Source organism: Streptomyces sp. NPDC039736 (assembly GCF_055596485.1).
This window is the reverse complement of the sequence record NZ_JBVIUQ010000005.1, coordinates 571,518-589,659: the sequence shown is the minus strand read 5'-3', so window position 1 is coordinate 589,659 and position 18,142 is coordinate 571,518. Positions and strand designations below refer to the sequence as shown.

Annotated in this window: 19 protein-coding genes and 1 pseudogene; 12 read left to right on the top strand and 8 right to left on the bottom strand. The window is 74.4% G+C overall.

Annotated elements, in window-relative coordinates; translation table 11 throughout:
- Nucleotides 1–19: 19 nt before the first annotated feature.
- Nucleotides 20–310 carry a hypothetical protein gene (locus ACZ56L_RS19295; RefSeq protein WP_345223377.1) on the bottom strand — a complete coding sequence of 97 codons (291 nt, stop codon included), beginning with the start codon at nucleotides 308–310 and terminating at the stop codon, nucleotides 20–22.
- A gap of 201 nt (nucleotides 311–511) precedes the next feature.
- Between ACZ56L_RS19295 and ACZ56L_RS19290 the strand changes: the two genes are divergently transcribed.
- Nucleotides 512–1,087 (top strand): hypothetical protein, encoded by a 576-nt coding sequence (locus ACZ56L_RS19290; protein ID WP_345226501.1) that lies wholly within the window; start codon nucleotides 512–514, stop codon nucleotides 1,085–1,087.
- 3 nt (nucleotides 1,088–1,090) lie between these two features.
- Here ACZ56L_RS19290 and ACZ56L_RS19285 read toward each other — a convergent pair whose 3' ends face one another.
- The 5 genes from ACZ56L_RS19285 to ACZ56L_RS19265 all read right to left on the bottom strand — a co-directional run bounded on the left by ACZ56L_RS19285 (nucleotide 1,091) and on the right by ACZ56L_RS19265 (nucleotide 5,822).
- Nucleotides 1,091–2,095, bottom strand: coding sequence for an LLM class F420-dependent oxidoreductase (locus ACZ56L_RS19285; RefSeq protein WP_471065163.1), 1,005 nt, complete (start codon nucleotides 2,093–2,095; stop codon nucleotides 1,091–1,093).
- A gap of 133 nt (nucleotides 2,096–2,228) precedes the next feature.
- Nucleotides 2,229–3,065 carry a hypothetical protein gene (locus ACZ56L_RS19280; protein WP_471065161.1) on the bottom strand — a complete coding sequence of 279 codons (837 nt, stop codon included), beginning with the start codon at nucleotides 3,063–3,065 and terminating at the stop codon, nucleotides 2,229–2,231.
- 245 nt (nucleotides 3,066–3,310) lie between these two features.
- On the bottom strand, nucleotides 3,311–4,300 hold the full coding sequence (locus ACZ56L_RS19275) for an N-acetylmuramoyl-L-alanine amidase (RefSeq protein ID WP_401757325.1): 990 nt from the start codon (nucleotides 4,298–4,300) through the stop codon (nucleotides 3,311–3,313).
- Nucleotides 4,301–4,322: 22 nt separating this feature from the next.
- On the bottom strand, nucleotides 4,323–4,973 hold the full coding sequence (locus tag ACZ56L_RS19270) for a class I SAM-dependent methyltransferase (protein WP_345223385.1): 651 nt from the start codon (nucleotides 4,971–4,973) through the stop codon (nucleotides 4,323–4,325).
- An 84-nt stretch (nucleotides 4,974–5,057) separates the two neighbouring features.
- Complete coding sequence (locus tag ACZ56L_RS19265) at nucleotides 5,058–5,822, bottom strand: hypothetical protein (protein WP_471065159.1); 765 nt, start codon at nucleotides 5,820–5,822, stop codon at nucleotides 5,058–5,060.
- A 158-nt stretch (nucleotides 5,823–5,980) separates the two neighbouring features.
- On the opposite strand from ACZ56L_RS19265, the gene ACZ56L_RS19260 reads away from it, so the two are divergent.
- The 11 genes from ACZ56L_RS19260 to ACZ56L_RS19210 all read left to right on the top strand — a co-directional run bounded on the left by ACZ56L_RS19260 (nucleotide 5,981) and on the right by ACZ56L_RS19210 (nucleotide 15,984).
- On the top strand, nucleotides 5,981–6,202 hold the full coding sequence (locus tag ACZ56L_RS19260; RefSeq protein WP_471065157.1) for a hypothetical protein: 222 nt from the start codon (nucleotides 5,981–5,983) through the stop codon (nucleotides 6,200–6,202).
- A 5-nt stretch (nucleotides 6,203–6,207) separates the two neighbouring features.
- A complete protein-coding gene (locus ACZ56L_RS19255; RefSeq protein WP_471065155.1) occupies nucleotides 6,208–6,339 on the top strand; it encodes a hypothetical protein in 132 nt (43 codons plus the stop codon).
- Nucleotides 6,340–6,368: 29 nt separating this feature from the next.
- Nucleotides 6,369–6,503, top strand: a complete 135-nt coding sequence (locus tag ACZ56L_RS19250) for a hypothetical protein (protein WP_468688439.1) — start codon at nucleotides 6,369–6,371, stop codon at nucleotides 6,501–6,503.
- Nucleotides 6,500–6,730: a hypothetical protein gene (locus ACZ56L_RS19245; protein ID WP_471065153.1), complete on the top strand. Its 231-nt coding sequence runs from the start codon at nucleotides 6,500–6,502 to the stop codon at nucleotides 6,728–6,730. Before ACZ56L_RS19250 ends, ACZ56L_RS19245 begins: the two co-directional genes overlap by 4 nt.
- A gap of 403 nt (nucleotides 6,731–7,133) precedes the next feature.
- Nucleotides 7,134–9,302 (top strand): acyl-CoA dehydrogenase, encoded by a 2,169-nt coding sequence (locus ACZ56L_RS19240; protein ID WP_471065151.1) that lies wholly within the window; start codon nucleotides 7,134–7,136, stop codon nucleotides 9,300–9,302.
- Complete coding sequence (locus ACZ56L_RS19235; RefSeq protein ID WP_345223399.1) at nucleotides 9,299–10,489, top strand: lipid-transfer protein; 1,191 nt, start codon at nucleotides 9,299–9,301, stop codon at nucleotides 10,487–10,489. Before ACZ56L_RS19240 ends, ACZ56L_RS19235 begins: the two co-directional genes overlap by 4 nt.
- 62 nt (nucleotides 10,490–10,551) lie before the next feature.
- On the top strand, nucleotides 10,552–12,069 hold the full coding sequence (locus ACZ56L_RS19230) for an MFS transporter (protein ID WP_468688449.1): 1,518 nt from the start codon (nucleotides 10,552–10,554) through the stop codon (nucleotides 12,067–12,069).
- 125 nt (nucleotides 12,070–12,194) lie between these two features.
- The gene (locus tag ACZ56L_RS19225; protein WP_345223404.1) at nucleotides 12,195–12,779 is read left to right on the top strand and encodes a helix-turn-helix domain-containing protein; all 585 of its coding nucleotides are present in this window, start codon (nucleotides 12,195–12,197) and stop codon (nucleotides 12,777–12,779) included.
- Between the two features lie 205 nt (nucleotides 12,780–12,984).
- On the top strand, nucleotides 12,985–13,839 hold the full coding sequence (locus tag ACZ56L_RS19220) for a MaoC/PaaZ C-terminal domain-containing protein (protein WP_471065148.1): 855 nt from the start codon (nucleotides 12,985–12,987) through the stop codon (nucleotides 13,837–13,839).
- Between the two features lie 93 nt (nucleotides 13,840–13,932).
- On the top strand, nucleotides 13,933–15,009 hold the full coding sequence (locus ACZ56L_RS19215; protein ID WP_471065145.1) for a Zn-dependent alcohol dehydrogenase: 1,077 nt from the start codon (nucleotides 13,933–13,935) through the stop codon (nucleotides 15,007–15,009).
- Nucleotides 15,010–15,039: 30 nt separating this feature from the next.
- Nucleotides 15,040–15,984 (top strand): 3-oxoacyl-ACP reductase, encoded by a 945-nt coding sequence (locus tag ACZ56L_RS19210; protein WP_468688455.1) that lies wholly within the window; start codon nucleotides 15,040–15,042, stop codon nucleotides 15,982–15,984.
- Nucleotides 15,985–16,291: 307 nt separating this feature from the next.
- On the opposite strand, the gene ACZ56L_RS19205 is transcribed toward ACZ56L_RS19210, so the two are convergent.
- Both ACZ56L_RS19205 and ACZ56L_RS19200 read right to left on the bottom strand, forming a co-directional pair.
- Entirely contained in the window at nucleotides 16,292–16,438 is a 147-nt protein-coding gene (locus tag ACZ56L_RS19205) for a hypothetical protein (protein WP_468688457.1), read from the bottom strand.
- A 419-nt stretch (nucleotides 16,439–16,857) separates the two neighbouring features.
- Nucleotides 16,858–18,018: pseudogene (locus ACZ56L_RS19200) on the bottom strand (hypothetical protein); the annotation flags it as partial.
- Nucleotides 18,019–18,142 lie beyond the last annotated feature (124 nt).

Sequence of the window (18,142 nt, the reverse complement as noted above, 5' to 3'; positions counted from 1 at the left end):
GCGAGGGGGGCGAGGCGGGTCAGCGGCGGCGTACCGCGCCCGCGACGGCGTGGCCGACGAACAGGTAGACCACGGCGGGCAGACCGTAACCGGCCACCACGCGCGCCCACTCCTCGTCGAAGGTGAACAGGTCGTAGGACCAGCCCGCCAGCCAGTGCGCGGCGTCCTTGACGAAGCCGACCAGCGCGTTCCCCTGGTTGGCGTCCAGTAGGTAGAACAGAATCCACAGGCCCAGGATCAGGGCGGCGATGTCCGCGACGACGGCGATCAGCGTCGCGGCGGGATTTCCGGTGCGCGTGCGTGTCGGCATGCCGAACATGTTGCCGATAAAGAACGCGTCAAACCCGGATGGCCCTGCCCTGGTGGTGGGCGGGCGGGGTGCGGGCGACGCTGCGGGAAAGAGCTGTCCTCGCAACCGGCCCCGGGAGGCCCCGCCGTGCCCCGTAACGCCCTCACCGCCACCCCCGCCCGCCGCGCGCTCGTCGCGGTGCCGCTGACCTGCGCGCTGGTGATGCCGCTGGCGGCCTGCGACGACAAGGACAAGAACGCGAGCCCGGCGAACGCGACGGCGTCGGGCAACCCGAGTGCGTCGCCCTCCGGCGAGTTCGAGAAGCAGAAGCTCTCCAAGACCCGGTTCGTGGCGAACGCGTCGCTGGCCGCCGGGGCGGCCTACCAGTGGATCGTGAAGCCCTACCGGGCGGGCACGTTCAAGAGCGGCGCGGACGGCCGGAAGTTCGCCCTGGTCAAGGCGGGCCTCGCGGGAGCCTTCACGTACAACAGGCTGAAGGCGGCGGTGAACAACGCGAAGGGCGACCCGCTGCTGTCGAAGGCCGTGGCCCCCCTCTCCGAGGGCATCGAGTCCCTCAAGGGCCTCAGCTCCAAGCTGGCGGCGGGCACTGCCGGAGCGGGCGAGGTCGGGCTCTTCGAGAAGGTCATCGGCAATGTGAAGGACGCGGGCAAGGGGGCCGGCGCGGAGGTCACCGACAAGGTGCCGTCGGCCGGCGAGCTGGCCAAGGGCGGCGCGCCGGCGCAGCTTCCCGGCCGGCCGGACCCCCAGCTCGACGGGCGGACCGCGGTCGCCCGGTAGCGCTCAGGCGTTCAGCTCCGCCAGCACCCTCAGCGTGTGCGGGTCCGGCGAGGTGACCAGCAGGTCCGTCACCGGGCCCGCGCGCCACAGCTCCAGGCGCTCCGCGATCCGGGCGCGCGGGCCGACCAGGGAGATCTCGTCGGCGAAGGCGTCCGGGACGGCCAGCACCGCCTCCTGCCTGCGCCCGGCGAGGAAGAGGTCCTGGATGCGGCGGGCCTCCTCCGCGTAGCCCATGCGCGCCATCAGGTCGGCGTGGAAGTTCCTCGCGGCGTGGCCCATGCCGCCGATGTAGAAGCCGAGCATCGCCTTCACCGGGAGCAGGCCCTCGGCGACGTCGTCGCAGACCTGGGCGCGGGCCAGCGGCGCGACCACGAAGCCGCGCGGCAGGGCGGGCAGCCGGTAGACGTCGGGGCGCGCCGGCGACCAGTACAGCGGCAGCCAGCCGTCCGCGATGCGGGTCGTCTGCTCGATGTTCCGGGGGCCCTCCGCCCCGAGCAGGACCGGCAGGCCGGCCCGCAGGGGGTGCACGATCGGCTTCAGCGGCTTGCCGGTCCCGGTGGCGTCCTCGCCCCGGTAGGGAAGCGCGTGGAAACGCCCGGCCAGCTCCACCGGGGCCTCGCGGCGCAGCACCTGGCGGACCACGTCGACGTACTCCCGCGTGGCGGTCAGCGGGCTGCGCGGGAAGGGGCGGCCGTACCAGCCCTCCACCACCTGCGGTCCGGAGAGTCCGAGGCCGAGCATCATCCGGCCGCCGGACAGGTGGTCCAGGGTGAGGGCGTGCATGGCCGTCGCGGTCGGGGAGCGGGCCGCCATCTGCGCGATCGCGGTGCCCAGCCTGATGCGGGAGGTGTGCGCCGCGTACCAGGTCAGCGGGGTGAAGGCGTCCGAGCCCCAGGCCTCGGAGGTCCACACCGAGTCGTAACCCAGCCGTTCCGCCTCCTGCACCAGGGCGAGGTGGCCGGGATCGGGGCCGCGCCCCCAGTAGCCGAGCGCAAGCCCGAGTCGCATGCCGGGACCTCCCGTCGCCACAACTGACGAAGCGTCAGATGTGGGTGACTGTACGGTTCCCGGCCGGGCCCGGACAAGACGGCGGCCCCCGCCCGGTGTCCGGGACGGGGGCCGCCGGAGGCGGGCGCGTGCGTCAGCCGCGCTGGATGCCCGTGGTGTCCTGGAGCAGGCCGCGACGGCCGTCCTGGGTCTGCGCGACCAGGCCCGAACCGCGCTGGTCCACCGCCAAGTACCAGGTGCCGGGGGCCAGTTCGGCGATCGGCGTCGGCGCGCCGTCCTCCGGGTACAGCGGACGTGCCACCGGCACCGCGAACCAGAACGGCGCGAAGCCCGACGCGTCGGTGGCGGCCGGAGCCTGCCCGCCCTGCGCGGCCTGCGGCTGCGCGGCCGTGGCCTGCGGGTCCTGGGCGCCGGCCGGGTAGCCGTAACCGCCGGTGGCGGGCTGGCCGCCGTACGACTGCTGCTGGCCGCCCGGGTAGCCGTAGCCGGCGCCCGGCTGCGCGCCGTAGGGCTGGCCGGGGACGGCCGGCTTCGGGGCGTTCATCAGCGGCGCCTTGAGCGCGGGGACCAGCGGGGCGGCGACCGCGCCCGCCGCCAGCACCAGGGCGCCGACCAGACCGATGATCATGCCCGCGCCGTTGCGGCCGCCGTCGACGATCGTCCAGAACGCCGTCCACGCCGCGAAGATCGCCAGTGCGACCCCGAACTGGCCGAGCTCGATCCCGGCGACCTTGCGCTGCCCCGGCAGGGCGCGGGCGACGACGATCAGCGCCGCGGCGATGATGCCCGCGACGTAGATGCTCATCAGCGTGGCGAGGAGTTCCCAGGCGTTGACGCTGACGCCCGGCGAGCAGTAGTTGCCGACGCAGCGCGCGTCGACGGAGTACTGGTTGAGGAACGAGGCGACGAACAGCACCACCGCTGCTGCGATCACCACCCCATCGCCTCGTGTGAGAGAGCGGATGTTCACGTGAAGTCCTTTGTCAGTCGTCTTCTTCGGGGCTTATCGGGGCGGTTGTCGCGGCGCCGGCGCAACGCGGTTCGCGCGTGGGCCCGGTGCGAAGCTCGGGGGCGGCTGCCCATCGTACGGATGAATGTATCGTCCGGCCGATGGCACCGTCCTCTTCGTTGCCGGTCGGTAACCTGCGCCGGCCGGCGTGCGAAGCCCGTGTGCGAACCGCGTGTTCCCGTGTGGTTCGAGCGCGCTGCCGAGCCCTACCCCTTCAGGAAGGCGGCGATGCCCTCGGCCATGCCCCGGGCGGCCTTCTGCCGCCAGGCGGGGTCGGTCAGCAGGGCGATGTCCTCGCGGTCGCGCATGTTCCCGCACTCGATGAAGACCTTCGGGACGGTCGACAGATTGAGCCCGCCGAGGTCCCGGCGGACCACCAGTCCGTTCGGTGCGCCCAGGTAGTTGGCGGGTGCGTCGCCGGTCTCCCGGACGAAGTTGCCGACGACGGCCTCGCCCAGCACGCGCGAGGGGCCCACGATCGCGGAGGTGTCCGCGGCCCCGGACTTCACCCGCGCGGGCAGGATCACATGGAAGCCGCGGTGGCCGGCCGCGGAGCCGTCCGCGTGGATGGACAGGACGGCGTCGGCCTTCGCCTCGTTGCCGATACGGGCGCGCTCGTCGATGCAGGGACCGAAAGGACGGTCGCCGTTCTGGGTGAATTTGACGGTTGCGCCCTGCTTTTCGAGAAGCGTTTTCAGTCGGCGCGAAACATCGAGGGTGAATTCCGCCTCGGTGTAACCGGCATTGCTCGCCGTACCGGTGGTGTCGCATTCCTTGCTGTTCGTTCCGATGTTCACCTGGCGATTGATTTCGCGGATGTGCCGGAAATTCCCGGGGTTGTGGCCGGGGTCCACGACGACGGTGCGGCCGGTGAGGGGGCCGCCGCCGGGCTTGGGGTCGGGGTCCGGCGCCGCGGAGCTCCGCGCCGGGCCGGCGGGGGTCGAGGGGGCCGTGGCGGAGGGCGGCGCGGGGCTGCCCTGCGCCGAGGCCGCCGCGCTGTGGCTCGGCAGCGGGAGCACCTGTGCGGGCGTTCCGTCCTCCGGGCTGCTCATGGCCTGCCAGACGAGCCATCCCGCCAGGGCGGTGGGCACGAGGGCGGCGGCCACGACGAGCGCGGTGCCGCGTCCTCGGCGCGGGGGCTCCCGGAACTCGGGCTCGGGCGGGTCTGCGTGGGGGAACTGACCGTCGTACGACACAGGGCGATGCTATGCCGGACGTTCACAGACCCGGGCCGGTACGCCGCAGGACGCGCAGCGAGTCGGTCACCGAGACCTCGGTGAAGGCGCCGGACGCCAGGGCCCGCTGGTGCACGCGGTACGGGGCCTGGCCGCCGTCGGCGGGGTCGGGGAAGACGTCGTGGATGACCAGGAGCCCCTCGGGCGCGACGTGCGGGGCCCACCCCTCGTAGTCGCCGGTCGCGTGCTCGTCGGTGTGGCCGCCGTCGATGAAGACGAGGGCGAGCGGGGTGCCCCAGAGGCGGGCGGCCCGGGGGGACCTCCCGACGATCGCGACGACGTGCTCCTCAAGCCCGGCCCGGCGCAGCGTGCGGCGGAAGGTGGGCAGGGTGTCCATGACGCCGACCTCCGGGTCGACGACCGTCGGGTCGTGGTACTCCCAGCCCGGCTGCTGCTCCTCGCTGCCGCGGTGGTGGTCGACGGTGACGGCCGTGACACCGGCCGCGCGGGCGGCGTCGGCGAGGAGGAGGGTGGAGCGCCCGCAGTACGTCCCCACCTCCAGGACCGGAAGCCGCAGCCGCTGCGCCGCCTCGGCCGCCGCCGCGTACAGGGCGAGCCCTTCGCCGACCGGCATGAACCCCTTGGCGGCCTCGAAGGCGGCGAGGGTGTCGGGCGTGGGGGCGGCGGCGGTCATGGCTCTCCTGCGGGGCGGCGGCTGGGCGGGTCGGACTGGGTCATGGTGCCGTACGCGACCACGGGCACGGGGCGCGGCCCCCGGCTACGGCGCGTACGGCCAGCGGGGGTCCTCCCATCGGGCGGGACCGGTGAGCCCCAGCAGCCGGACCCGGTGCAGTAGCGCCTCCGGTGTGCGGACGCGGCGCAGCCGCGGGGGTGCGCAGCGCAGCAGCCAGGCGGTCAGCTCGGCCCGGAGCGCCTCCTCCCGCGCGTCCTCGGCCCAAGTGGACCAGGGCAGTTCGTCGCAGAGGAGGTCGTACGCCCAGTGCTCGACGGCCCGGGCGAGGTGCCGCGCGGGGACCGCGTCGTCCCTGTCCTCCCAGGCGGCGAGCCAGGGGGTGAGGGCGCCGGACGCCTCGGTGCACAGGGCGAGGGTCTCGTGCGGGGGCAGCGTGGGCTCCGGATCGCCGAGGACCTGCTCCCACCAGGCGCACAGGAACTCGCGCACGGCCTCGCGCTGCGGGGAGGGCCACTGCTGCCAGGTGCTGCGGGCGAGGCAGCGGCCGACCTCGTCGTACCAGCCGGGGAACGGTACGGCGGTCTCCCCGGCCAGCGCCCTGCCGAGCTGGGGCAGGATGCGGCGCAGTACGCCGTCGTGGGCGCCGCCCCAGTCACCGGCCTGCCAGGTGCTGCGCAGCAGGTCCGGGTCGAGCTCGACGCCGGGTGTCCTGAGCAGGGCGAGCTCCTCCTCGCTGCCCCAGTGGCAGGTGCACTGGACGGCGTCGTCCGGGGCGGCCGTCCCGCCGAAGACGCGGCCGAGCCGCTCCAGGGCGAGCACGAGCCGTGGCTGTGCCCGGGTGGCGTCCATGCGTCGGGACCTCTCCGGTGCGCCGGGCGGCCTCGTACGGCCGGGGGAGCCTCACGGTACGAGCGGGCGGGGAAACCGCGCCCGGAGTTTTCGGGTGCGGGGTTCAACGGGGGAGCCGGGGGCACCGGGAAGGTCACGGCGGCCGGGAGGGGGAACTCGTGCGGGTGGCGATGGGGTGGGTCTTCGCGGTGCTGGGGGCGGGGTTCGTGCTGTTCGCGCCGCGCCTCATACGAGCGGAGGTCAGGATGGCCCGCTCCTGGCGCAACGAGGAGACCAGCCGCCTCACACAGCGCTTCTACCTGGCGCTTCTCATCGGCAGCGGAGCGCTCCTTTGCGCAGCCGGAATCTGGATCGCGCTCACGTCGGCGGGACAGAGGTGAGCACGGTGAGCGCGGTGACGGTCGTGGCCGCCGGCGGGGCGAGCATGGACAGCTTGGCGGAAGAGGTCACGGCGGGGGCGGTCTTCTTCCTGGCGCTGGGCGTGGCCTGGTGGTTCAAGGTCGGGAAGCGGCGCTGACGGTGCGCCGGGGAAGGGGTGAGGGCGAGATGCGCGTAACGGAATGGGCGGCTCCGGGAGGCGGGCCGGACGGGCCGCCGTGGCTCGGGACGGTCTTCGCGGTGGTGGTGGCGGCCGGGCTCGTGTTCTTCGCGATCAGCTACGTGCGGAGCCGGGGAAAGTGAGAAGCGGAGCGCCTGACGGCGGGGAGCTGCTCGGCGACGCGGACCGGCCGGCGGAGGTCTGGGTCCAGGTGGGCCTCTGGGGCGGTCTGCTGTCCGGTGCGGCCCTCGTTCTCATCGGCGTCTTCACGATGACCGCGGGCTTCGTCGGGCCCGGGGTGTGGATTTCGGCCGTCGGAGCCCTGACGGTTCTCGGGTTCGTGCTGATGCGGCGCTTTCGGGCGCGTTGAGAGAGAGGGCCGGAGATGATGATCCATCTGCTCGCGGTGGAGGGCGGCAGGGGGAGTTGGTGGCCCGAGGGGACGGCCGGGAAGGTTGCCGCCGTGATCCTCTTCGTCGCTCTCGTCGTCCTGTTCGGATGGGGGGCGTGGCGTCAGAGGCGGCGGAGGAAGTGAGCCGGTGACGGCCCAGCGGACCGCGTCCGGTCCTCGGCCGCCTGCTTCGGACGGCCCCGCGTTTCCCCGTACGGCAGGGGGCGCGGGGCCTCGTCACCTCCCGGCTGGGGGCCTCGCCGCCTCCCGGCCCGTGTCCGGTCCCGGCTCCCGAACGGCCCCGACGCGCGTCCGGCCCGGCTCACATCCGACCTCCATCTGACCTTCCGTCAGAATGGAACGTGTTCTACTCTGCACCGCCATGGGCATCGGAATCACGCGCGAGCACCGCGAGTTGGCCGAAGCGGTACGCGGCTGGGTCGGGCGGGCGGCGCCGCCGCAGGACGTACGGAAGATCCTCGACGGGGAGGAAGGGGACGGCGGGCGGCCGGCGTACTGGGACGGGGCCGCCGCCATGGGGCTCCTCGACGTGCATCTGCCGCAGGGCGGCGGGAGCCTCCTCGACCTCGCCGTCGTGCTGGAGGAGACCGGGCGGGCCGCCCTCCCCGGCCCCTTCCTGCCGAGCGTGCTCGCGGCGGACCTGCTGGTCAGGGGCGGGAGGGGCGAACTCGCCGCCGGGCATCCCGTGGCCGCCGCGGCGACCGGCCCCGGCGCCCTGACGGCCGTCTCCGCGGACGGCGGCTTCGTCCTCGACGGCACCGCCCCGCCCGTCCTCGGGGCCGGGCCCGGAACCGAACTCGTCCTGCTCGCCGCCGAGTCCGCCCACGGCGTGGTGTGGCTCGCCGTCGACGCGGACGGGCTGGAGATGCGTACCCACACCAGCGCCGACCCGACCCGGCCCACCGGTGAAGTCGTCGTCCGCGACGTCTTCGTGCCCGCGGAGCGGCAACTCGACCTGACGGATGCCCTGGTGGGCGACCTCACCGCCGTGCTGTACGCGGCCGACGCCTGCGGCACCGCCGGGTGGGCCCTGGACACCGCCACCGCGTACGCGAAGGTGCGCGAGCAGTTCGGGCGGCCCATCGGGCAGTTCCAGGCGGTCAAGCACCTGTGCGCCGACATGCTGGTACGGGTCGAACAGGCGCGGGCGCTGGTGTGGGACGCGGCGAACGCCGTCAACGAGGCGGCGGACGTGCGGGGGCTCACCGCCGCCCTCGCCGCCGCGACCGCGCTCGACGCCGCCTTCTCCTGCGCCAAGGACTGCGTCCAGATCCTGGGCGGGATCGGGTTCACCTGGGAGCACGACGCACATCTGTACCTGCGCCGGGCCCTGGTGGCCCGGCAGTTGGCCGGGACGGGCGACGGCCACCGGCTGCGGGCCGTGCGGCTGGCCGCCGCCGGGGCCCGGCGCGAGCTGCGCATGGACCTGCCGGACGAGGCCGACACGTACCGGGAACGGGCGAGGGAAGTGATCGAGGGGGTGCGCGGGCTCGATCCGGGCGCGGCCCGCCGGGCGCTCGCGCCGACCGGGTACGCGGCCCCGCACCTGCCCGCCCCGTACGGGCTCGGCGCGGGACCGCTCCAACAGCTCGCCGTGCAGCGCGAGTTGGCGGACGCCGGGGTCACCCTCAGCGGGCTCGGGATCTCGACGTGGGTGGTGCCCTCACTCATCGCGTACGGAACCCAGGAGCAGAAGGAGCGTTACGTCCCGCCCACCCTGCGCGGCGAGCTGCTGTGGTGCCAGCTCTTCTCCGAGCCGGAGGCCGGGTCCGACCTCGCCTCGCTGCGCACCCGTGCCGAGCGCACCGAGGACGGCACGGGCTGGCGGATCAACGGGCAGAAGGTGTGGACGTCCGCCGCCCAGTGGGCGGACCACGGCATCCTGCTCGCCCGGACCGACCCGGACGCCCCGAGCAAGCACCAGGGGCTCGGCTACTTCCTGGTCGACATGAAGAACACCCCCGGCATCGACGTCCGCCCGCTGAAGGAGATCACCGGGGACTCCCTCTTCAACGAGGTGTACTTCGACGACGTGGTCCTGCCCGTGGACGCGCTGGTGGGGGAGGAGACCGGCGGCTGGCAGGTCGCCCGCAACACCCTCGGCAACGAGCGCGTCCACATGGCCGACCAGGTCGCCTTCGACACCGGGCTCGAAGCGCTCATCGCCCGCGCCGCCGACCTCGACGGCGCGACGCGGGCCCGCGTCGGGGCCCTCGCCGCCGAGGCGCACGCCCTCGCCTGCATCGGGCTGCGGACCACCCTCCAGCAGGTCGACGGGCTGGAGGCGGGCGCGGGGGCGAGCGTGCGCAAGCTCGTGCAGACCCCGCACCAGCAGAAGATCGCCGAACTCGCGCTCGAACTCCTCGGCCCGCGAGGGGCGCTGCGGGAAGGACCGGGGGAGCGGGCCGTGCACGGGTTCCTGATGTCGCGGTGCCTGACCATCGCGGGCGGCACCACCCAGGTCCAGCTCAACGTCGTCGCCGAGCGCATCCTCGGCCTGCCGCGCGACCACCAGGGGGAGTCAGCATGAAGGCGTACGTCGTCGGCGTCGGAATGACGAAGTTCGAGAAGCCCGAGTCACGGGACTGGCAGTACTGGGACATGGCCAGGGAGGCGGGCCAGGCGGCGCTCGACGACGCCGGGATCGCATACGAGCAGGTCCAGCAGGTGCCCGTCGGACACTGCTTCCAGGCGTCCACGGCCGGTCAACGGGCCGCGTACGAACTGGGGTTGACCGGTGTCCCCGTCTACAACGTCAACAACAACTGCGCCACCGGCTCGACCGCCCTGATGATGGCGCGGCAGTTCGTCCGGGGTGGCCTCGCGGACTGCGTGCTCGCGCTCGGCTTCGAGAAGATGAAGCGCGGCGCGCTCGGCGGCGGAAGCGACGGCGGGGACTTCACGACCTCGCCCGTGGCCCGCCACTACGGCGTCATGGCCGCCCGGCACGGCTTCGAGAGGACGCCGCCCACCGCCCAGATCTTCGGCAACGCCGCCCGCGAGCACATGGAGCGGTACGGCACGACCGAGGCCCAGCTCGCGGCGGTCGGCGCGAAGAACCACCGGCACTCGGTGAACAACCCGTACGCCCAGTTCCGGGACCCGTACACGGTGGACGAGGTCCTCGCGGCGAGGACCGTCCACCGGCCGCTGACCAAGCTCCAGTGCTCGCCGACCTCGGACGGCGCGGCGGCGGCCGTCGTCGTCTCCGAACGCTTCGTCGTGCGGCACGGCCTGCTGGAGAAGGCCGTGGAGATCGCCGGGCAGGCCATGGCCACCGACACCGAGGAGTCCTTCGCCGCCGGCTCCTGCATCGACGTCGTCGGCAGGCCCATGTCGCGGGCCGCCGCCCACCGGGCGTACGAGAGCGCCGGGCTCGGCATCGAGGACGTCGACGTGATCGAACTGCACGACTGCTTCTCCGTGAACGAGCTGCTGACCTACGAGGCGCTGGGCATGTGCCCCGACGGAGCCTCCGGCAAGCTCGTCGAGTCCGGCGCGACGACGTACGGGGGGCGCTGGGTGGTCAATCCGTCCGGCGGGCTGATCTCCAAGGGCCACCCGCTGGGCGCCACCGGCCTCGCCCAGGCCGCCGAGCTGACCTGGCAGCTTCGCGGACAGGCGGGGGCGCGGCAGGTGGCGGGCGCACGGGTGGGGCTCGCGCACAACATCGGGCTCGGCGGGGCGGCGGTGGTGACCCTCCTCCGCAAGCCCTAGGCCCGGCGGCCGGGCGGTGTGCTCCGTATCGCGGATGTACGGGGCACGCACTACCTGCGACCATGACAGGCATGGTCCACCGTTCCCCCGGCGTGTCCGCCGACCCCGCAGCTCCCCGCACAGCCACGACCCCGCCGCGACCCGTCCGCACGTGGGCGGTGGTGCTGGCGGCCTGCGCCGGACAGTTCCTCGTCGTCCTCGACGTGTCCGTCGTGAACGTGGCGCTGCCCTCCATGCGGGCCGACCTCGGCATGACCGCCCAGGGACTCCAGTGGGTGGTCAACGCCTACTCGATCGCCTTCGCGGGGTTCATGCTGCTCGGCGGGCGGGCGGCGGACATCTTCGGGCGGAAGCTGACGTTCCTCATCGGGCTCGGGGTGTTCACGGCCGCCTCGCTGGCGGGCGGGCTCGCCCAGGAGGGCTGGCAACTGCTGGCCGCGCGGGCGGTGCAGGGACTGGGCGCCGCGGTGCTGGCCCCGGCCACGCTGACCATCCTCACCTCCGCGGTGCCGGAGGGTGCGGCCCGCACCCGGGCGATCGGCACCTGGTCGGCGGTGGGCGCGGGCGGCGGCGCGGCGGGCGGCTTCGTCGGCGGACTGCTGACCGACTCCCTCTCCTGGCGCTGGGTGCTCCTGATCAACGTGCCGATCGGCGCGCTGGTCCTGGTGGGGGCCTTCTGCTGGCTCACCGAGAGCCACTCGCGGGCGGGCCGCCGGCTCGACCTGCCGGGAGCGGTGCTGGCCACGGCGGGGCTGGCCACCCTCGCGTACGGCATCGTGCAGACGGAGGCGGAGGGCTGGACGGCCGCCGCCACCCTGGTCCCGCTCACCGGCGGGCTGCTGCTGATCGGCCTCTTCCTCCTGGTCGAGGCCCGGGCGAAGGCGCCCCTGATGCCGCTGAAGCTGTTCCGGGTGCGGTCGGTGTCGGCGGCGAACGCGGCGATGTTCGTCAACGGCTCCGCGATGTTCTGCATGTGGTTCTTCATGACGCTGTACGCCCAGAACGTGCTGGGGTACACGCCGCTCGGGGCGGGGCTCGCCCTGGTCCCCAGCTCCCTGGCCATCGTCACCGGCTCCAAGCTGGCCCCGCGCCTGATGCCGCGCGTGGGCGCGCGGAACCTGGCGGCGCTCGGCACGCTGGTCGCCGCCGCCGGATTCGGCTGGCAGTCGACGATGGGGGCGCACGGCTCGTACGCGACGGCCATCCTGGGCCCGGGCATCCTGATGATGCTGGGCGCGGGCCTGGCCTCCACGCCGCTGGCCTCGCTGGCCACCTCCGGCGCCGCGCCCGGCGACGCGGGTCTGGTCTCCGGCCTGATCAACACCTCCCGCACGATGGGCGGGGCGCTGGGCCTCGCGGTCCTGTCCACGGTCGCGGCCTCGCGGACCGGCGGCGCGACGAGCCCGGAGGCGCTGACCGCCGGGTACGCGCTGGCGTTCCGGACGGGGACGGGGGTGCTGCTGCTGGGGGTGGTGCTGATCCTGGTGTGGCTGCCGAGGGGGCCGAAGAGGGCGGCCGGGGAGCGGGTGGTGTCCCCGGCGCCCGAGGAGGCGGCGGCCGGCGCGGCGAAGTCGGGCTGAGGAGGGGCGCGGGGCCCGGGAGGTTCGAGCGGGCCGGGGGCGGCTCCGGACGCCCGCGCGGGCCCGCTTCCCGGAAACGGCAAGAAAGGTTGCCGGAACGGGGACGGCGCGGTGCAATGGCCCGCATGGAGCACTCGCCCGCCATCAGCCAGGCCCTCGCCGACGTGGGCCCCCGCCTCCAGCGGCTGCGCACCGCCCGCGGCATGACCCTCGCCGCGCTCTCCGAGGCGACGGGCATCTCCACCAGCACCCTCTCCCGGCTGGAGTCCGGCGGGCGCCGCCCCAGTCTGGAACTCCTGCTGCCCATCTCGCAGGCCCACCAGGTCCCGCTGGACGACCTCGTCGGCGCCCCCGAGGTGGGCGACCCCCGGGTCCGCATCAAGCCCCGCCAGGTCCACGGCTCGACCGTGCTCCCGCTCACCCACGGCGCCGGACCCATCCAGGCGTACAAGATGATCCTGCCGGTCACCCGCAGCACCCCCGAGACCCGCACCCACGAGGGCTACGAATGGCTGTACGTCCTCACCGGGCGGCTCCGGCTCGTGCTGGGCGACCGGGACCTGGTGCTCGGACCCGGCGAGGCCGCCGAGTTCGACACCCGGCTGCCGCACTGGTTCGGCAGCACCGGAAAGGCCCCCGTCGAGGTGCTCAGCCTCTTCGGCCGCCAGGGCGAGCGCATGCACGTACGCGCGAAGCCCCGCACCGCCTGAACTGACGGGCCGTCACCTGACGGGTTCACAAGTGGCGTGCCCTGCGCTATACATGGGGGCCATCGGCCTAGAACGCGTTCTAGAAGTGGAGCGCGTCACCGGCCGACCCCGTACGGCCCCGGCGTGTCCGACGGTGCGGACGGCCACGTCGGGGCCTCTCTCCGGAGAGCCAGGAACCCCGAGAGCGTTAGGAGCTCTGCCTCCCATGCCGATCGACGTTGCGAAGGCCCTCGCCGCCGGCCCCCGGACCGGAAGGGCCGTCTGGGGCCACAAGGACGTCCAGCTCTACCACCTGGGCCTCGGCGCGGGCGTCCCCGCCACCGATCCCGCCGAACTGCGCTACACCCTGGAGAGCAGGCTGCACGTCCTGCCGAGCTTCGCCACCGTCGCGGGTGCGGGCATGGCGATGATGGGCGGCCTCGCGGCCCCGGGCATCGAGGTGGACCTCGCCGCCGTCCTGCACGGCGGGCAGACCGTCACGCTGCACCGCCCGATCCCCGTCGAGGGCGACGCGACCCTGACCTCCACCGTCGAGGCCGTGTACGACAAGGGCAAGGCGGCGGTGATCGTGCTGCGCTCCGAGGCCGCCGACGCCGAGGGGCCGCTCTGGACGAACGACTCCGCCGTCTTCGTCCGCGGCGAGGGCGGCTTCGGCGGCGACCGCGGGCCCTCCGTCCGCCTCGACGTACCGGACCGGCGGCCCGAGTTCACCGTGGAACGCCCCGTCCGTGAGGACCAGGCCCTCCTCTACCGCCTGTCCGGCGACTGGAACCCCCTGCACGCCGACCCCGACTTCGCGAAGCTGGCGGGCTTCGAGCGGCCGATCCTGCACGGCCTGTGCACGTACGGCATGACCCTCAAGGCCGTCGTGGACACGGTGCTCGGCGGCGACGTGACCCGGGTGACCTCGTACACCACCCGCTTCGCCGGGGTGGCGCTCCCCGGCGAGACCCTGCGCGTCCGGATGTGGACCGGCGACGGCCGCACCCAGGTGACGGTGACGGCGGTGGAGCGCGACGACGCGCCCGTGCTGGCCGACACGCTCGTCGAACACGCGTGAACCCGCGACGCCTCGAAGCCTCGAAGCCTCGAAGCCCCGGAGCCGTGAACCGGCGCATCCGGAACCGACCGCCCACAGAGGGGAGTTCGTGCCATGCGCGCAGCCGTACTGCACGAGACAGGCCAGGACAAGCTCGAAGTGCTCGACGACGTCGAGGCGGTGGGCTTCGGCCCCGGCAGGGTCAGGATCCGGGTGCGGGCCACCGGCCTGTGCCACTCCGATGTCTCCGCCATGAACGGCGTCCTGCCGCAGCCTGCGCCCTTCGTCCCCGGCCACGAGGGCGCGGGCGAGATCGTGGACGTGGGCGACGGCGTCGAGGGCCTGGCCGCGGGCGACCGGGTCCTGGTCTGCTGGCTCCCGGCCTGCGGCGCCTGCCCGTCCTGCAAACGCGGGCAGACCCACCTGTGCCTCGCGGGGTTCATGAACGCGGGCACCCCCAACTTCAGGCGCCCCGGCGGCGACGTCTTCGGCTTCGCCGGAACCGGCACCTTCACCGAGGAGGTCGTGGTCGCCGCCGGCTGCGCGGTCCCGATCCCCGACGACGTGCCCTTCGAGATCGCCGCGCTGATCGGCTGCGGCGTCACGACGGGCCTCGGCGCGGCCATCAACACCGCCCAGGTGCAGGCGGGTTCGTCGGTCGCGGTGATCGGCTGCGGCGGTGTGGGCATCTCCGCGATCCAGGGCGCCCGGGTGCAGGGCGCGGCGCAGATCGTCGCCGTCGACCCGGTCGCCTCCCGCCGCGAGGCCGCCCTCCGGTTCGGCGCGACCGAGGCCGTGTCCCCGGACGGACTCGACGACGCGAAGCGGCGCGTCACCTCCGGCGAGGGCTTCGACTACGTCTTCGAGGTCGTCGGCAAGTCCGCCACCGCCCGCACCGCCTACGGGGCGACCCGGCGCGGCGGCACGCTCTGCGTCGTCGGCGCGGGCGCGCTGGACGACCACTTCCAGGTCAACATGTTCGAGCTGTTCTTCGACGAGAAGCGGATCCTGCCATCGATGTACGGAGGCGGGGACGTGCTGCGCTCGTACGAGCGGGCCGTCGCGCTGTGGCGGGCCGGCCGCATCGACCTGGAGAACATGATCACGCACCGGGTGCGGCTCACCGAGATCAACGAGGCGCTGGAACAGATGCGGACGGGCGTGGCCCTCCGTACCTCCATATCGCTGTGAAACCGAGCGTCGAGACAAGGGAGCTGCGGGATGTCACTGCCCCTCGAAGGGCTGTCCGCGATCGTCACCGGTGCGGGCCGGGGCCTCGGCCGGGCCGAGGCCGTCGAACTCGCCCGGCTGGGCGCGGGCGTCGTCGTCAACGACTTCGGGCAGCCGGGCAGGGACGGCTCGGGCGCCGCGTCCGCCGGTCCGGCGCAGGAGGTCGCGGCGGAGATCCGGGCGGCGGGCGGCCGGGCCGTCGCGCACCTCGGGGACGTCGCGGACCACGAACAGGCGCGCGGGCTGGTGGAGTTGGCGGTCCGGGAGTTCGGGAAGCTGGACGTCCTGGTCAACAACGCGGGCATCCTCCGGGACCGGATGGTCTTCTCGATGAGCGAGGAGGAGTGGGACTCGGTGATCCGCGTCCACCTCAAGGGCCACTTCAACACCACGCACTTCGCGTCCGTCCACTGGCGGGAGCGGTCGAAGGCGGCGGGCGGCCCGGTGTACGGGCGGATCGTCAACACGTCCTCGGAGGCCTTCCTCGCCGGTTCGGCGGGCCAGCCGAACTACGCGGCGGCGAAGGGAGGCGTGGTCGGGCTGACCACGTCGACGGCGCTGGCGCTGCGGAAGTACGGGGTGACGGCCAACGCGATCTGCCCGCGGGCGCGGACCCGGATGACGGAGGACGTGTTCGCGGGCTTCGGGGAGGCGGCGGCGCCCGGGGAACTCGACTCCCTCGCACCGGAGCACGTGGCACCGCTGGTGGGCTACCTGGCGTCGCCCGCGGCGGGGCGGGTGAACGGGCAGGTGCTCGTGGTGCACGGGGGGATGGTGGCGGTGGTGGAGCGGCCGAGGGTGGCGGCGAAGTTCGACACGGCGAAGGGGGTGTTCTCGTACGAGGAACTGGACGAGGCGCTGTCGGGGTACTTCGCGGGGAGGCCGGAGGGGGAGACGTTCGGGGCGGCGGAGGTGCTGGGGCTGAAGCGGGGATGAGGGGGCGGCCCCGAGGCGCCCCGGGACCGCCGGTCGGCTGTTGCCGCGCGGCACCGGCGGGGTGTGGGCGCCCGGGGCCGGGGTGCGTTTTCGCCCTGCCCGTCCTTGGAAGGGGTGCGGGGGACCGCACGGGCGGCCCGCCACGAGCCGCGCGGCCGAGCGCTTCAGGTGAAGGGCGGAGCCTTCACCTGAAGGGGCGGGGCCGGGGCGCCGCCGCAGGCGACCGAGGTGCCGGGTGCGGCACGGAACAGACGTCCGTCGCAGCCCCCGGCACCGGGCGCGTCGCCGGCGGGTCCGCCGGACCCCGTCAGCCCTGCTGCCCCGCCGGGTCGCGCCGGTGGCGGCCCCGCGCCGCGACGGACGGGTCCTCGTACCGCGCCGGCCCGCCCCGGTGCCTGCCGGCCCCCTGCGCGGGCGCCGTGGTCGTCTCGGTCTGGGCTTCAGCCATGGTCATGGGCATTATGGGAAGTCACCCCGTCACTACGTCGCTGACACGTACACAGAGCCAGCGCCTGCCCCGGGCCCGCGACTCTAATCCTTCCCCGGCGCCCCGCCCAGGGGGCTGACCGGCCCTCCGCCCGGCACCGAGATCAGCGGTGCCGCCACCGCCACCGGCACCCGTACCGGCGTCGCCGTCCGCACCATCGCGGGCGCCGCCGCGTGCACGGACGCCGGCACCGCCGTCCGCACGGCCAGTGGATGGACCGCCTCGGCCCCCGGGGCCGCGCCGGGCGCGCCCAGGGGACGCACCACCCGCGTGATCGGCCCCAGCACCGACGGCACGGCGTCCTCGACGGCAGCCGGCTCCGCCACGGCCTCCGCCGCCACCCCGCCCGCCGGAGCCTCCCGCTTCTCCCGCACCCCCACCCGGTGCATCCGCCCGGCCAGCGAAGCCTGCTGCAACGGCACCGGCCTCCACGACGCCGCGCCCTCCGCCCCGGCACCTCCCTCCGCCCCGGTGCCCCCCTCCGCCGCGCCCCGCGCCACCGGCTCCGCCGCCGGTTCCTCCACCGGCACCACGACCCCCGCCACCCCGCACGGCACCGCCCCCGTGGTGAACGGCAGCCGCAGCACCCCCTCCCGGGTCCACAGCCCGGCCCCGGCCAGCCACCCGGCGGGCGGGGCGAGTTGATGGAGTCTGCGGCCCGCGGGCCGCCACACCCCCACCCAGCTCCCCGGCGCCGGCCCCGCCGGTCCCGGCGCGCGGTCGATCCGTACCGCCACCGCGCACGCCTCCGGCATCAGCACCTGCCCCGGCTGCGCGGCGAACGGCGTCAGCACGCAGCCGTCCAGCCGCAGGCACTCCGGGAAGCGCACCGGCCGGGTGCTCCCCAGCACCCCCCACCCCAGCCGGTCCTCGCCCGGCGCGTCGGAGCGGACGACGATCAGCCCGCTGTCGGCGTCGGCCAGCAGCACCCGGTCATTGCTGTGCTCGGCGATCTGCAGGAGGGGGGTGGCCTCGCCGCCCCGCTCCAGGTCCACCGCGACCGCCTTCACCACCCCGCCCGGCGACTCCCGGTCCAGGGCGAGCATCCGTCCGGTGCCGTCCAGCCACACCCCGCCCGAGCACCGCCCCGGCACCTCGGCCACGTGCTCGGGCCCGAAGGCCCCGCCCGCCACCAGCCAGAGGGCCGTCGACTGCGGCCCGACCGCCAGCGCGTACGCGCGAGCACCGCCGGGGGCGGGCGGCAGCAGCCGCAGCGGGCCCCCGCACTCCACCGCCCCCAGGGCCAACTCACCGGTCCGCGGGCCCGTCGGGTACAGCAGGGAGAAGACGTGCCGCCCGGCCGCCTCCCGGTGGATGAGCACCCGCCCGTCCGCCAGCGGCAGCACCTCCGTGCCCGGCTCCTCCGGCTGGTCGGCGGGCAGCGGCACCGCGTACGGCTCGGGGCCGTCCAGCGTCCAGCGCTCCGGGAACCAGGCGTCCCCGCCCCCGGCCAGCCGTGCGGCGTACGAACCGTCCGCGGCGATCACGAACCCGCCGCGGTGCGCCGCGCCGCCCCGGGCGGCGGTCTCGATGGCCAACGCTGTCATGGGCTCCGTCTCCTCCGTCCCCGCCGCGGTCTTCGGCGGGCTCCGTCGGCGACGCTAGTTTTCGGATTTCCCACCGGACAACACGAGTCACCTCTCTTCACACATACGGGTGGCCGTCCGGTCG

What these genes read in the sequence shown, in the direction of transcription:
- ACZ56L_RS19240 (WP_471065151.1), top strand. Translation starts at nt 7,134, where the DNA reads ATGGGCATCGGAATCACGCGCGAGCACCGCGAGTTGGCCGAAGCGGTA.
- ACZ56L_RS19235 (WP_345223399.1), top strand. Translation starts at nt 9,299, where the DNA reads ATGAAGGCGTACGTCGTCGGCGTCGGAATGACGAAGTTCGAGAAGCCC.
- ACZ56L_RS19270 (WP_345223385.1), bottom strand. Translation starts at nt 4,973, where the DNA reads ATGACCGCCGCCGCCCCCACGCCCGACACCCTCGCCGCCTTCGAGGCC.
- ACZ56L_RS19265 (WP_471065159.1), bottom strand. Translation starts at nt 5,822, where the DNA reads ATGGACGCCACCCGGGCACAGCCACGGCTCGTGCTCGCCCTGGAGCGG.
- ACZ56L_RS19295 (WP_345223377.1), bottom strand. Translation starts at nt 310, where the DNA reads ATGCCGACACGCACGCGCACCGGAAATCCCGCCGCGACGCTGATCGCC.
- ACZ56L_RS19285 (WP_471065163.1), bottom strand. Translation starts at nt 2,095, where the DNA reads ATGCGACTCGGGCTTGCGCTCGGCTACTGGGGGCGCGGCCCCGATCCC.
- ACZ56L_RS19230 (WP_468688449.1), top strand. Translation starts at nt 10,552, where the DNA reads ATGACAGGCATGGTCCACCGTTCCCCCGGCGTGTCCGCCGACCCCGCA.
- ACZ56L_RS19205 (WP_468688457.1), bottom strand. Translation starts at nt 16,438, where the DNA reads ATGACCATGGCTGAAGCCCAGACCGAGACGACCACGGCGCCCGCGCAG.
- ACZ56L_RS19215 (WP_471065145.1), top strand. Translation starts at nt 13,933, where the DNA reads ATGCGCGCAGCCGTACTGCACGAGACAGGCCAGGACAAGCTCGAAGTG.
- ACZ56L_RS19210 (WP_468688455.1), top strand. Translation starts at nt 15,040, where the DNA reads ATGTCACTGCCCCTCGAAGGGCTGTCCGCGATCGTCACCGGTGCGGGC.
- ACZ56L_RS19225 (WP_345223404.1), top strand. Translation starts at nt 12,195, where the DNA reads ATGGAGCACTCGCCCGCCATCAGCCAGGCCCTCGCCGACGTGGGCCCC.
- ACZ56L_RS19220 (WP_471065148.1), top strand. Translation starts at nt 12,985, where the DNA reads ATGCCGATCGACGTTGCGAAGGCCCTCGCCGCCGGCCCCCGGACCGGA.
- ACZ56L_RS19290 (WP_345226501.1), top strand. Translation starts at nt 512, where the DNA reads ATGCCGCTGGCGGCCTGCGACGACAAGGACAAGAACGCGAGCCCGGCG.
- ACZ56L_RS19250 (WP_468688439.1), top strand. Translation starts at nt 6,369, where the DNA reads ATGCGCGTAACGGAATGGGCGGCTCCGGGAGGCGGGCCGGACGGGCCG.